Annotated in this window: 13 protein-coding genes; 10 read left to right on the plus strand and 3 right to left on the minus strand. The window is 68.8% G+C overall.

Annotated elements, in window-relative coordinates:
- The first annotated feature begins 443 nt into the window (after window positions 1-443).
- The 7 genes from OG522_RS08855 to OG522_RS08885 all read left to right on the plus strand — a co-directional run bounded on the left by OG522_RS08855 (window position 444) and on the right by OG522_RS08885 (window position 4,398).
- Complete coding sequence (locus OG522_RS08855) at window positions 444-626, plus strand: hypothetical protein (RefSeq protein ID WP_329462391.1); 183 nt, start codon at window positions 444-446, stop codon at window positions 624-626.
- Between the two features lie 587 nt (window positions 627-1,213).
- Window positions 1,214-1,429, plus strand: a complete 216-nt coding sequence (locus OG522_RS08860) for a hypothetical protein (protein ID WP_329462392.1) — start codon at window positions 1,214-1,216, stop codon at window positions 1,427-1,429.
- Window positions 1,426-1,593 (plus strand): hypothetical protein, encoded by a 168-nt coding sequence (locus OG522_RS08865; RefSeq protein WP_329462393.1) that lies wholly within the window; start codon window positions 1,426-1,428, stop codon window positions 1,591-1,593. The genes OG522_RS08860 and OG522_RS08865 overlap by 4 nt, the downstream gene beginning before the upstream one ends.
- A gap of 348 nt (window positions 1,594-1,941) precedes the next feature.
- Entirely contained in the window at window positions 1,942-2,682 is a 741-nt protein-coding gene (locus tag OG522_RS08870) for a DUF6879 family protein (RefSeq protein ID WP_329462394.1), read from the plus strand.
- Entirely contained in the window at window positions 2,679-3,521 is an 843-nt protein-coding gene (locus tag OG522_RS08875) for a helix-turn-helix domain-containing protein (RefSeq protein WP_329462395.1), read from the plus strand. The genes OG522_RS08870 and OG522_RS08875 overlap by 4 nt, the downstream gene beginning before the upstream one ends.
- A gap of 134 nt (window positions 3,522-3,655) precedes the next feature.
- A complete protein-coding gene (locus OG522_RS08880) occupies window positions 3,656-4,171 on the plus strand; it encodes a hypothetical protein (protein WP_329462396.1) in 516 nt (171 codons plus the stop codon).
- Window positions 4,168-4,398 (plus strand): hypothetical protein, encoded by a 231-nt coding sequence (locus tag OG522_RS08885; RefSeq protein WP_329462397.1) that lies wholly within the window; start codon window positions 4,168-4,170, stop codon window positions 4,396-4,398. Before OG522_RS08880 ends, OG522_RS08885 begins: the two co-directional genes overlap by 4 nt.
- A gap of 1,401 nt (window positions 4,399-5,799) precedes the next feature.
- Here OG522_RS08885 and OG522_RS08890 read toward each other — a convergent pair.
- On the minus strand, window positions 5,800-6,627 hold the full coding sequence (locus OG522_RS08890; protein ID WP_329462398.1) for a helix-turn-helix transcriptional regulator: 828 nt from the start codon (window positions 6,625-6,627) through the stop codon (window positions 5,800-5,802).
- 117 nt (window positions 6,628-6,744) lie between these two features.
- Between OG522_RS08890 and OG522_RS08895 the strand changes: the two genes are divergently transcribed.
- Window positions 6,745-7,809 (plus strand): aldo/keto reductase, encoded by a 1,065-nt coding sequence (locus OG522_RS08895; protein WP_329462399.1) that lies wholly within the window; start codon window positions 6,745-6,747, stop codon window positions 7,807-7,809.
- A gap of 594 nt (window positions 7,810-8,403) precedes the next feature.
- On the opposite strand, the gene OG522_RS08900 is transcribed toward OG522_RS08895, so the two are convergent.
- On the minus strand, window positions 8,404-8,625 hold the full coding sequence (locus tag OG522_RS08900; protein ID WP_329462400.1) for a hypothetical protein: 222 nt from the start codon (window positions 8,623-8,625) through the stop codon (window positions 8,404-8,406).
- Between the two features lie 674 nt (window positions 8,626-9,299).
- On the opposite strand from OG522_RS08900, the gene OG522_RS08905 reads away from it, so the two are divergent.
- Window positions 9,300-9,785, plus strand: a complete 486-nt coding sequence (locus tag OG522_RS08905; protein ID WP_329462401.1) for an SRPBCC family protein — start codon at window positions 9,300-9,302, stop codon at window positions 9,783-9,785.
- Window positions 9,786-9,938: 153 nt separating this feature from the next.
- On the opposite strand, the gene gcl is transcribed toward OG522_RS08905, so the two are convergent.
- Window positions 9,939-11,720 (minus strand): glyoxylate carboligase, encoded by a 1,782-nt coding sequence (gene gcl, locus OG522_RS08910; RefSeq protein ID WP_329467521.1) that lies wholly within the window; start codon window positions 11,718-11,720, stop codon window positions 9,939-9,941.
- Between the two features lie 329 nt (window positions 11,721-12,049).
- Between gcl and OG522_RS08915 the strand changes: the two genes are divergently transcribed.
- A complete protein-coding gene (locus OG522_RS08915; RefSeq protein ID WP_329462402.1) occupies window positions 12,050-12,745 on the plus strand; it encodes a hypothetical protein in 696 nt (231 codons plus the stop codon).
- Window positions 12,746-12,775 lie beyond the last annotated feature (30 nt).

Below are 12,775 nucleotides of genomic sequence, written 5' to 3' on the forward strand. Positions count from 1 at the left end.
ACCAAGACCGTGCAAGGGAATTGACGGGAGGTCAAATTCCTTGCACCGTTCGGTCCGCCGACCCGGATGAGGGGTGGTCGGCGGCTCCGGACAACCTGAGGATCGCGGCGGTTCGGCGATGCCAGTGCGGTGGTCAAGGTGTGCGCGCCTCCCTTCCTGACCTGAGGGAAGGGTTTCGGCGCGCACTCCAATCGCCGCCGCCGCGATCCCGGTCATCTCCCCCGCGAACTCCGTCCGGCGGTACGAACGTCCTGTCGCGCCAGCCTCGTACCGCCGGGCGGTCCCAACTTCCCGACCAGGACGCTGGGTTCGGTTTACGGTCCCGAACCGAGCGTCCGATGATCAAGGCCTCACCTGCATTTATGGGTGAGGCCTTGATCTTTGTAGGGGGCTTGGGAACATCACGGGAACACGATCAAGGAAGATGGTCCTATCGTCCCCTCATGGCGAGCATCGTGGACCGCCCGAAGAAGGACGGCTCAGTCACCTATCAGGTGAAGTGGTGTCAAGGCGGAAGCTGGCAGACAGAGAACTTCGGCAACCCGGACGGCGCCAAGCAATTCAAGGGCTTGGTCGAGGCCCACGGGCATCGAGGACAACACGCGCGACGGGTACGAGGGAGGTGACGACGACCACAACCCTGCCCGGACGCACGTCCGCGTGATCGGGAGGGAGTGAACGAGTCATGATCCGACTCCTGTTGGCCGCGCTCGGCTTCGACTACTGCCAGCATCACGGCCGCGACGATCCACGCCGGCCACCAAGCTGCGCGCCGACGGCACCCCTCGGTGGCCGGCGCCCGACGACACCTCCCAGCGTGCGCACCGCTGGTACGGGAAGACCGTTAGTCAGGAGCTGAAACAACAGCACGCGTATGGCCAGTGAGTGAACGCCATCAGCCCAACGACGGCGTCGGCCGCTTACTCGTCCTCGTGCTTGCCTGGCTCCACGATCTCGTCAAGCACGGCCCTCACAGCGTTGAGGACGCGCGTCTGATCTTGCAGCAAGAGCTTGTCCCTCGCGTCCTCTGCCGCTTCCGCCCTGGCTCGGCATTTGTCCTCATGGGCCAAGGCCCAATCCCTGGCGCGGCGTCCGACGCGCACGCAAGGACGCAGCGATCGAGCCCGTCACCCGGCTCATCGAGACCGAGTCCGCCGAGCTCGACGAGCTGTACGCCCGCGCCCTGGCCATCCTCGACCAGCACCACATCACCGTGCAGCAAGGCCGCGTGGTCATGATGCTCGACGCCGACACCGGCAAAGAGGTCCCGATCCCGGACGAGGGCCCGAAGCTCCAGGCCCTCCAAGTCGCCCTGAAGATATGCGAGTCGTACCGCAAGCTCCACGGCCTCGACGCCGAGAAGAAGGTCAACATCAGCGGCGGCGTCCGGTACGAGATCGTCGGCATCGACCCCGCCGACCTCACATGACCACCGCCGTCGACGCCCCAACCGTCGTCGGCTACGAACCCCGAGGCGCAGCCGCCGCGTTGTTCAAGGCGCGGGAGTCCGAGGTCGTCATCGCGGGGCCGACCGGTACCGGCAAGAGCCTCGCCGCGCGCGGCTGGGACGGGTCGACACTGGCCCCTCGGTGACCTTGACGAAGGCGAACGACAGGCCAATCGCTGCCGATGGCACCCCTGTCCGAGAGCCTCGCGAGCTGATCTATGCCCCGGCCGTCCTCAACCTGTGCGAACGGTTCGGCTGCCTTCCCTCTCAACTCCTCGCAGAAGAAGACGCGGAGTTGGGCCGCCTGCTGAGTCCAGGGACAGATCGCCATCGGTCGAGGGCTGCGCCAAAGGGGCCGAGATCCCCTTCGTCGCGTTGCGCACAGCGTTGCCCCCAGCCCGGCTTAAGGACAGCGCGATTCGCAATCTGCCGCAATTGCCGGGCACGAGCACGCCGTTCGCCGCATTCTGGTTCCCCAACCAGCGGAGGACAACATGACGCTCAGGTTCATCGGCACCACCAGCGACGACGGCGACTGCCCCACGCTGTACGAAGTCGAGGGGACCGGAGACATCCTCGTACAAGGCGAGCGAGTCACCGACCCCGAGCACCTGGTCCAGCTGCGCGACGTGAAGGAATCGGAGACCTTCGTCACCGTGCCTCGTGACCTACTCACTCGGTTCGCTCCCCGCGCGGTGACGAATGACATGATCCCGTTCCCCCAAGTGGCCCACATGTTCACCGACTTCAAGCACACGGCCTGGCGCTTGGAGACGCGAAGCGGCTACGCCTCCGACCGCAGGGGCGAAAAGTGGCAGCGCTGGCAGGCCGGCGAACGCATCGCCGATGAGCCCTTCGACGCCTGGCGCACCAACGTGCGCAAGCAGACGGAGCAGGGGAAACGCTTCGAGCGCGTCCGGCTCGTCGACGAGCCGGCCACCGAGGGGCAGCAGTACCTCCTGGCCTCCGGACTCGGGAACGTCGCAGCCGGCGAGGACATCCGCAACCTGCCCCGGTCGGAAGCCAGTCGCCTCGGACTGCCCGACTGGGACTTCTGGCTCTTCGATTCCCGCACTCTGGTCCGTTTCGTCTTCGACGACGAGGACAACACCCTCGGCGTGATCATTAGCGAAGATCCCGCCGAGGTCCTTGCCGCCTGCCAGACGCGCGACAAGGCATGGCACTACGCGACCCGTACCGAGGAGTTCCAGAGGCAGGTACGTTCCATCGTGTGACGACGGACTTCCAGAACGCGAGGATCGCCTTGGGTGCGCGGCTACGTGAGCTGCGCACTGCGGCTGGCCTCGACGGGAAAGGCATCGCGGAACAGCTCGGCTGGCAGCGCTCCAAGGTGTCCCGCCTGGAGTTAGGGAAGCAGACCCCTACTCCAGGTGATCTCGGTGCTTGGGCGCAGGCCGTCGGCCGGCCGGAGCTGACGGGCGAGCTGACCGGACGCCTGTCGGGGGTGGAGACGAAGTACCGGTCATGGCGCCGACAACTGGCAACCGGGCACCGCGCCAGGCAGGAGCTGGCCATCGCGGAGACGGCGGACACCAAGGCCATCCGCGGCCTGGAAGTCGCCCGTATCCCGGGCCTGTTCCAGACACCGGACTACGCTCGCGCCACCTTCGCGGCGAACTCCCGGTTCCGGCAGGTCGTCAAGGACATCGACGACGCCGTGCGGACGCGGATGCGCCGCCAGCAGGCCCTGTACGAACCGGGCAAGAGCTTTCGCTTCCTCGTGTGGGAGGCCGCCTTGTACGTGCGGATGTGCTCGCGCGAGATTCACGCAGCTCAACTGGACCGGCTCGTCAGCCTCATCGGCCTCGACACCATCGAGCTCGGCATCGTGCCGCTCGGCGCACAGCTGCGGCGCACCCCTGCGCACGGATTCTGGATCTACGACCGGCGTCTCGTGATCGTCGAGACGATCGACACAGAGATGTGGCTCGACGACGAGGACTCGATTCGCCTGTACGAGCGCGCGTGGGACTGGCTGGCCGAGTCTGCCGTGTACGGCCCACAGGCGCACCGCGTCATCGCGCGCGCCAGGGCATCTCTCGACACCACCTGAGCAATCTCGGCGAACCCGGCGCCCTGCGCAAGCAATTGCGCGCAATCGCCGAGCGGGTCCGCCTCCTGCCTCCTTACTTTGCTGGTCACGACGGCGCTCCGCGCCGCTTCGAGCAGCCGACGGCGGAGGCACCCATGAACACCGTTGACACCCCACTTGTCCATCCCCTCACCGAGTCCGAGCGAGAGGCGATCCACGACTGGCTCGCGGGCAGTTTCAGGCGTCCTCAGGTAGCGAAGGATCTGTGGCGGAAAGGAGGGATCGCCACGCTCGCCCTCGGCCGCCGCTTCTCAGCGGTCCGCCTCACCGAGCCGCTCGTGTACGCCGTCACCGCCAGCACGCTCCCCGAGACCGTGACTCGCGTCCTGGCGGCCGCCCTGCACGGCCCCGTCATCCACGACCCCCAGGGGCGCAGGTTCTACGCCCTCACGCCGCCGGCCGAACCGACGTGGGGGCTCGGCCAGCACGCCGAGTACCTCGGCAGCGACACGTACCTGGGCGTGCCCCCCATCGAGTTCACCCACCCCGCCGACGGGCTGGACTGCTACTGGGCCGTCCCGATGACCCGCCCTGGACATCTCTGCGACCCGATCCGGCTGGCAGCCCTCGTCACGGCCGGAACACTGGAACTGCGGGGAGCCCAGTCGTGAAGAAGTGGGACTACGTGGTCCACGACGGCCGTACCGGGCTCATCACGATGGACCTGAACGACATGAAGCGGGTCGCCTTCCTCCCGCCGGAGCGCCCCGGCCAACTGCGCGAGGCGACCTTCCGGAACCGGGAACTCCAGCCCGCCACCCCGGAGCAGGCGGCCGCGGCCCAATCGGCAGGACTCACCCGGGAGACACAGCGGAGCTTCCTCCCGCCCCGCCACTGAACTCCGCTCCCTGCCGCCGCCGATCGGCAGGGAGCGGCTCCCCACGTCCCCCGTCCCGGCCGACCAATTCCCTGGCAGGACCACGGCCGGGACGGGGGCACGCACCTCCACTCAACGAACGGCGGCACCACATGAGCACCACCCAGCTCGACCCGCAGGCCCTACGAGCGGCCCTCCCGGTCCTGCCCCCCAGGCGGCTGGGAGTGGCCAGCGGTGCCCCCGTCTTGGCGGGGGCACGGCCTTGTTCCCGTGGCGCGAACAGGGCGTTTTGCACTCATGCCGTGCGCCGCCTGGGGAACCCCGGTCTGGCTCTGTTCCCGCGGGAACACCGACCGGAATCGAGGAGCATGGGACGGCACTGAGCGACATCGAAGTACATCAAAATGTCCCGGTTTAGGGCATCGCCGCAGGTCACGATGGGGTCAAAAATCGAGTTACGGTCCCGAACCGTGCGCCCCGATGATCAAGGCCCTATCCGTTGGCTCGGGTGGGGCCTTGATCTTTTCCGCGCACCACAGCATGGGCGCGGCCATGTGAGAAAGACAGGGAAAGCTCGATCCCACCGGGAGAAGTATCGAGAAATTCAGGTGGCTTGGAGAACCCAGTCGCCCCTACCGTCCAGGTCATGGCAACGCAGGGCGACGACACGGCCCCCAACGCGGCAACCGAGCAATTACGTGCCGCACTGACCCGCGCAGGGATCGTCTTCCTGTCGCTGGGCACGGACTACGGATCATCCCTGGGGCTAGTCAACTTGGGACGCGTCCACCCCGCCGTGGCGGTCCGGCTGGCCACTCGTCTCGAACAAGGCGCAGGACGCATCGCTTATGTCCGGCAAGGCCCTGTCACCACCACTACGGACCCGTCATCCACGACCCGCGCGGCCACCGGTTCTACGTGCTGGTGCCGTCCTCCCCGCCCGCCCAGAACCTCGGCCCGTACGCGGATCGCCTCGGCCTCGGCAACTACCTGGGCGTACCCCACGTCGGGGACAACGAGCCGGGCGAGAACCATGCCGGCTACTGGGCCGTGCCCCTGAAAGCGCCGGCGCCCTGTGCGACCCGATGCCGCTCACCGGGCTCATCAGGATGGGTACGGCCGCGCTCATGGGTACGGCCGCGCTCACCAGCCAGGCTGACTCATGACCGCAACGCAGGCCCCGAGCTCCTACGAGATCCCGAGTGCCGCGAGGCCCCCACCCTCCATTGGGAGGCCAGCCACCTGCACTGCCCCGGTCGCTCGAAGTTCGGCAGCCCTGGGGGCCAGCGGTTCTCGAAGCCCTCAAGTGCTCATGCCGCTGCCACTACTTGGCTCGCTGACTCCGCCTCTCGGCCTACGAACTCCATGGCAGGACCGCAGCCGGGACGTGGCCCTGCACCACCGTCCGTCGAACGGAGGCACCTAATGCACCCGGTCCAGCGCCGACTGGCTCTCGGGGTCCGCGGCGCGGTAGATCACCAACCTCTGATCCGGGTCCTGAAGTGGCACAAGCACCTCGAAATCCACTGCGATGACACCGAGGTCGGGATGCCGCAGCACCTTGCGCCCGCGGCCGTTGACCTTGATGTCGCGCTCGGCCCACAATCGGGCGAACTCCTCGTCAGCAGTGGCGAATTCAGCGATGCGGTCGGTCAACGCCTGATCCTGCGGATGTGCGGCCCACGCGGCGCGAAGGTGGGCGATCCCCTCACGTACGACCCGTTCGCGGTCCACGTAGAACTCACGTATCTCCGGATGCATCAGGCACAGCCACATCGCATTGCGCTGCGACGGCGGCAGGGTGCCGAAATCCAGTAGCAGCCTGGTCATTTCGCTGTTCCAGGCCAGGATGTCGTAGCGGTGGTTCATCAGCATGGCCGGCAGCGGCGACAGGTCGGTGACCAGCCGGGCCAGCTGCGGCGCCGCGGTGGTGGCGGCCTTGCCCGCGTTGCGGGGGCGCTGCTGGGCCAGGTTGAAGAGGTAGGCGCGTTCGTCGGGGGCCAGGCGCAGCGCTCGGGCCAGCGCCTCCACCACGTCCGCCGAGGGCCGCAACCCTCGGCCCTGTTCCAGCCGTACGACGTAGTCGGTGCTGACACCGGCCAGTTCGGCGACCTCTTCGCGGCGCAATCCCGGGGTCCGCCGGGCCTGCCGCCGCGATGGCAGACCGAAATCGCGCGGGTCCAAACGTTCGCGCCGGGTCCGCAGGAACGCGGCCAGCTCCTGTGTCGTATCGACGGTGCGGGTCGTCATGTTCGGTCCAACACTCAGGGTAGGACTGGCGTTCCCAGGAACTTCCCTCCCTTACCGCCGACTTGTGACGGTCACAGACTTGCTTTCGGCAACGGATCGCAAGCACAGGAGGACACGATGTCGCTCACCCTCGACAGCTATCGACTGCTCGGCCGCTCCGGACTGCGGGTCTCACCGCTGGCGCTGGGCGCGGCGACCTTCGGCACCGAGTGGGGCTGGGGCGCCGAGCGGGACGAGGCGCGCAAGCTGTTCGACCTCTATGTCGAGCGCGGCGGCAACTTCATCGACACCGCCGTTACGTACACCAAGGGGAGTTCCGAGCGCCTGCTGGGCGAATTCACCCGCGACAACCGCGAGAGCCTGGTCCTTGCGACGAAATACACGACGCTGCGTCGGCCAGGGGATCCGAATTCCGGGGGACCTCACCGCAAGAACCTGATCGCTTCGGTGGAAGCCAGTCTGCGACAGCTGAATACGGACTACATCGATCTGCTCTATCTGCACATGTGGGATTTCACGACGCCGGTCGAGGAGATCCTGCGCGGCATGGACGATCTGGTCCGGCAGGGCAAGGTCTTGTACTTGGCGATGTCCAACGTCCCGGCCTGGCAGGTGTCGCGCATGCAGGCAATCACCGACCTGCGCGGCTGGTCGCCGCTGGTCGCGCTACAGATCGAGTACAGCCTGATCGAGCGTACCGGAGACCGTGACCTGATCCCCATGGCACGCGAGATGGGGCTGGGGGTGACGCCGTACTCACCGCTGGGCGGCGGCATACTCACCGGCAAGTACAGCCGCGACGACCTGACCACGACGAACGCCGCATCCGCCGACGGCACCCGCAAGAACGTCACCATCGCCGGCGGCGCGCTCACCGAACGCAACTTCGCCATCGTGGACGTCGTGAAGGAACTCGCCACGGAACTGGGCCGTACACCCGCCCAGGTCGCTCTGGCCTGGACCCTGCGGAATCCGGCTGTGACGGCACCGATCATCGGTGCCCGCACCCTCACGCAGCTGGAGGACAATCTGGGCGCCCTGGAGGTCGACCTCACCGCCTCCCAGCTGGCCCGCCTCGACGCGGCCAGCGCCATCGGACTCGGCGTCCCGCACGACCTGCTCGGCGGCGACTTCGGCCGCACACTGACCCGCGGCGACCTGAAGGTCGAAACCCGCCGCTGACACCCTGTCGAGCGCCGGTCCGCGCCGACCGGCTGGCGCGTGCCGCATCCGGCCGCCGGGGAGGGCGGTTCCGTACGGCTCGTGGACTCGTCCGACCGCCGGGGAGGGGCGGTTCCGTACGGCTCGTGGACTCGTCCGGCCGCCGGGGAGGGCGGTTCCGTACGGCTCGTGGACTCGTCCGACCGCCGCCTGCGGCGATCTCGTACGGCTCGGGGGCGCGGTCTACGGAGGCGGCGACGTGGGGCGCTCCGAAGCCGGGCGAGAGGACGATCAGGGGCGACGGCCACGGGCGGGCGGTGCCGCCGAGCCCACTGTGGGGCGGCAGACCGTGGCCGCGCGGGAGATTCCGCTCAGTCCCGTAACGCTGGGTGAGCGAACCATCCGCGCGCGTCGGGCCTCGGTCGCGGTTGAGGGCTGGTTTGTCCCTAGCTGGAGGTGGAGACCTTCGAGCGGGCAGGAGGGGCAGCGGGCGTCGCCCACAGGTGTGCTGACCCACCCGCGCGGGCCGAGGGAGCGGAGCCGGGCTTGCACGCCCCACCCCGCCCCGGGCCGCGGCTGCGGTCCGGACCGGGGTTCACCTCGCGGCGAGCGTGTTTAGAGCTTGTCCATGCGGGTGTACGGGCTGACAATACGGGCCTGGCGGGAGCCGAAGTCGACGAGCATCGCCACGCCGTCCTCGACCCCGATGATGGTGCCCAGGCCGAACTGGTCGTGTGTGACCCGATCTCCCAGGAGGAAGTGCTTGGCCGCCGGGGCATCCGGGGCTTTGAAGGGGCTGGTGGGCAGGTGGCGCCGGGGCGCGGATGGCTTCGTCATCGTCACCCCAGTATGCGCCGCCGAACGGCCCGAAGGGCAGGCCCGACGGGTGACGATGGGGAATCGATCCGGTATCTCCCTGGATCGCGCCCGGAACGAGTGGGAAAATTGTCACGAATTGACACGCAACTCCAAGGTTCCCGGTACTGAAGCCGGAGGCGGGCGTGGCCGACGTTTTCCGGGCCCCCGGCGGCGATGGTCACGGCCCGGCCGCGGGAGCTCAGCGGGCGGACCCCGGGGACTGGCTGCCCCAGCGCCCGGCTCAGCCGCGACAGGCGGTCCGCAGGAACCCCGCGATGCCCGACGGGGCCGTCCGGCCCGCCCAGTGCGGCGGCGCGGCCACGAGAACCCGCTCCCCGGTCCGGCACCCGTGCACGAACCGTCCGTCGCCCGTCGCGGACGGCTCGGTGGTCGCGCGGAGGGGCCCGCGGCTCGGCACGAGTGCGCGGACGGAAGCGGGTACATGGCCCGGACAGGCCCGGACGCGCGGCTCGGGCGCGGGCACACGGACAGGCTCAGGCCCGCGCAGCTCAGCACGAGTGCGGTGCGCAACGGCCGCGGACGCGCGGAAGGGTGCGGATGCACGAGAGGGTGCGCACGCGCGGATGGGCGCGTACGAACACGTCCGGCCGAGCACCTCGGCCGGGGCGACGCAGAGTTTGGAGGAACTCCCCATGGATCAGCCCGAGTTCGGGTACTCGATCTACATCCGGACCACACCCGAACGGCTCTACGAGGCCCTGACCGACGCCGAGTTCGCTCAGCTGTACTTCGGCGGCTGGGGGCCCAGGTCCGACTGGCGGCCGGGCTCTTCGGTGCTGTGGAAGATGGGGCCGGACGGCGCGTACGAGGATCTCGGCCAGACGGTGACCGAGGCGGTGCCGGGCCGACGGCTCGCGTACACCTGGCACCGGATTCTTCCGATGCACCGTCAACTCTTCGATACGGACGAGGAGTTCGAGGCAGCACGGGCGGAGCAGTCGCGGGTCGCCTTCGACATCGAACCGGCCGCCCCCGCCTCGCTCGGGGTGAAACTGACGGTCACTCACGACGGCTTCGACAGCCCGGACAGCGAGATGCTGAACGGTGTCAGCGAAGGCTGGGTGATGATCCTCTCCTCACTCAAGACGCTGCTCGAACAAGAGGACCGCATCCCCTAAGCGGGTGAAAGCGTGCGACTGAAGGCGTGCGGATGAAGGCGTGCACGTGAAGGCGTCCGGCCCCCGCTCCCCAGTGCGGGGGAACGGGGGCCGGACCGTCTTCGGGCGGCGCCACGGGCCCCGGCTCAGCGGCCGGTACCCGGGGCACCGGGATCAGGAAGCCGTCAGTGGACGGATCGCCGTCGGGGCGTGGCCCGGCTCGGTGGCCAGCTCCTCGAACTCGCTGATGTCGCTGATGTCGTTGGTGCGGCTCATCGAGATGTTGGTGACCCGCTCCAGGATCGCCTCGACGACGACCGGGACGCGGAACTCCGCGGCCAGCTTCTTGGCCTCCTCGAACGCGGGCAGCAGCTGGTCCGGCTCGGTGACACGGATCGCCTTGCAGCCCAGGCCCTCGACGACCTTGATGTGGTCGACGCCGTAGACGCCCAGCTCCGGGGAGTTGATGTTCTCGAACTCCAGGTTGACCTGGAAGTTGATGTCCAGGCCGATCTGCGCCTGACGGATCAGGCCCAGGTAGGCGTTGTTCACGAGAACATGGACGTACGGGATCTTGTGCTGAGCGCCGACCGCCAGCTCCTCCAGCATGAACTGGAAGTCGTAGTCGCCAGAGAGGGCGACGACGGGGGTCTCCGGGTCGGCGGTGGCGGCACCGAGCGCGGCCGGGATGGTCCAGCCGAGCGGGCCCGCCTGGCCGCAGTTGATCCAGTTGCGCGGCTTGTAGACGTGCAGCATCTGCGCGCCGGCGATCTGGGAGAGGCCGATGGTGGTGACGTAGCGCGTCTCCGGGCCGAAGGCCCTGTTCATCTCCTCGTAGACCCGCTGCGGCTTCATCGGCACGTTGTCGAAGTGCGTACGGCGCTGGAGCGTGGACTTGCGCTCCAGGTGGGAGGCGACCCAGGCGGAGCGGTCGGGGAGCTTGCCCGCGGTCTTCAGCTCCTTGGCGACCTCCACGAACAGCTCCAGGGCGGCCTTCGCGTCGGAGGCGATGCCGTAGTCCGGGGCGAAGATCTTGCCGATCTGGGTGGGCTCGATGTCGACGTGGACGAACTTGCGGTCCTTGGTGTAGACGTCGAGCTTGTAGCCGGTGTGGCGGTTGGCCCAGCGGTTGCCGATGCCGAGGACGAAGTCCGACTCCAGGAACGTCGCGTTGCCGTAGCGGTGCGAGGTCTGCAGGCCGACCATGCCCGCGTTCAGCTCGTGGTCGTCCGCGATGGTGCCCCAGCCCATGAGGGTGGGGATGACGGGCGTGTTGGTGATCTCGGCGAACTCGACCAGGAGGTCGGAGGCGTCCGCGTTGATGATGCCGCCACCGGCGACGATCAGCGGGCGCTCGGACTCCAGGAGGAAGGAGATGGCCTTCTCGATCTGGGCCCGGGTCGCGGCCGGCTTGTAGACCGGCAGCGGCTGGTAGGTGTCCGGGTCGAAGTCGATCTCGGTGAGCTGGACGTCGATCGGCAGGTCGATGAGGACCGGGCCGGGACGGCCGGAGCGCATCAGATGGAAGGCCTGCTGGAAGACGCCGGGGACCTGGGCGGCCTCCAGGACGGTCGTCGCGGCCTTCGTGACCGGCTTCGCGATCGAGGCGATGTCGACGGCCTGGAAGTCCTCCTTGTGGATCACCGCGACCGGAGCCTGGCCGGTGATGCACAGGATCGGGATCGAGTCGCCGATCGCGGAGTAGAGCCCGGTGATCATGTCGGTGCCCGCGGGGCCCGACGTACCGATGCAGACACCGATGTTGCCCGGGTTGGAGCGCGTGTACCCCTCCGCCATGTGGGAGGCGCCTTCGACGTGGCGGGCGAGCGTGTGGTCGATGCCACCGCCCTCCTTGAGCGCCCGGTAGAAGGGGTTGATCGCCGCGCCCGGCACGCCGAAGGCGTGGCTGACGCCTTCGAGCTTGAGGATCTCAACTGCCGCTCGGGCAGCGGTCATACGAGGCATGGAGTGCTCCTGCTTCAGCCAGGGCGGAGTCGGGCTCTGTCGCGCCACCTGGTCGCGCAACCTTCGAACCTGATTCCGTAATGCGGAAGTTTAGTTCTGCTATGTGGAAGCAATGTAGGACGGGTTCGCTGGCGCGTCAAGGGACGTCCGGGGATGCGCGAATCGGCCACACGGCGGTCCCGGTTGATGGACCATGGACGGCGGAGCCTCCCGGCCGCGCCGGTGGGGTGTTCCACTCGGCGTGGGACGGAGCCCGCGGGGCAGCGTCGTCAGGGGAGGCGGATCCCGTTCGGGCCGTGTCGTCAGGGAGGTGGGGGCGGATGAACCGCGAGGGTGTTCCGGTGCGCTGTCCGACCTGTCGGCGCGACCACCTCTATCTGCCGCCGGCCTACCCGTGTGTCTGCGGCGCCCCGCTCGCGCCGCCCATCCAGCGCGGTGCCGCGCCCTCGCCGATCACCCACCGCACCTGGACGGACGCCTGGGTCACGGTCCGGTGCCGGGCCTGCGGGCGGCAGAGCCAGTGGCCGCATCCCGAGCTCGGCTGCACGTGCGGGGCGGTCCTCAGGGTCCCGGTGCGCCCGGTGACGGCGCCGTCGGCGCGCGTGCCGGTCCCGCCGACGGCTGCGGCGCGGCCCCGCACGGCGTTCCGGCCACTCACGATCCGTACCGCGCGGGACGCGGTGACCGCGGCCGCGCTCTATCTGAACTGGCTGGGCTTCGGTGGCATACACCAGGCCGAGCCGCGCCCGGCCTCCGGCATCGACCTGCGCGGCCCCGGCCTCGTCGCCCAGGTGGACCCGACGACGCGGCCGTCCTCGGTGCGGGCGGTCGAGTGCCTGTGGCTGCACGGCATGACCACGTCCGCGCGCAGCGTCCACTTCTCGCTCGCCGGGTACGCGACGGACGCCCGGGAGCGCGCGGACGAGCTGGGGGTGCCGCTGTTCGTGCTGGATCTGACGGGCACGCCCCAGCCGGTGAACGGCGCGGCTCGCGAACTGGTCTCGACCGGCCCCTGAGCCCGGCGGGCGCGGTCCCCCTCGGGGTCA

This window comes from Streptomyces sp. NBC_01431 (assembly GCF_036231355.1).
GTDB lineage: Bacteria > Actinomycetota > Actinomycetes > Streptomycetales > Streptomycetaceae > Streptomyces.

Bases quoted from the DNA above. Each gene is read 5' to 3' on its own strand.
- OG522_RS08915 (WP_329462402.1), top strand. From the start codon at position 12,050: ATGAACCGCGAGGGTGTTCCGGTGCGCTGTCCGACCTGTCGGCGCGAC.
- OG522_RS08900 (WP_329462400.1), bottom strand. From the start codon at position 8,625: ATGACGAAGCCATCCGCGCCCCGGCGCCACCTGCCCACCAGCCCCTTC.
- OG522_RS08865 (WP_329462393.1), top strand. From the start codon at position 1,426: ATGACCACCGCCGTCGACGCCCCAACCGTCGTCGGCTACGAACCCCGA.
- OG522_RS08855 (WP_329462391.1), top strand. From the start codon at position 444: ATGGCGAGCATCGTGGACCGCCCGAAGAAGGACGGCTCAGTCACCTAT.
- OG522_RS08905 (WP_329462401.1), top strand. From the start codon at position 9,300: ATGGATCAGCCCGAGTTCGGGTACTCGATCTACATCCGGACCACACCC.
- OG522_RS08895 (WP_329462399.1), top strand. From the start codon at position 6,745: ATGTCGCTCACCCTCGACAGCTATCGACTGCTCGGCCGCTCCGGACTG.
- gcl (WP_329467521.1), bottom strand. From the start codon at position 11,720: ATGACCGCTGCCCGAGCGGCAGTTGAGATCCTCAAGCTCGAAGGCGTC.
- OG522_RS08890 (WP_329462398.1), bottom strand. From the start codon at position 6,627: ATGACGACCCGCACCGTCGATACGACACAGGAGCTGGCCGCGTTCCTG.
- OG522_RS08880 (WP_329462396.1), top strand. From the start codon at position 3,656: ATGAACACCGTTGACACCCCACTTGTCCATCCCCTCACCGAGTCCGAG.
- OG522_RS08870 (WP_329462394.1), top strand. From the start codon at position 1,942: ATGACGCTCAGGTTCATCGGCACCACCAGCGACGACGGCGACTGCCCC.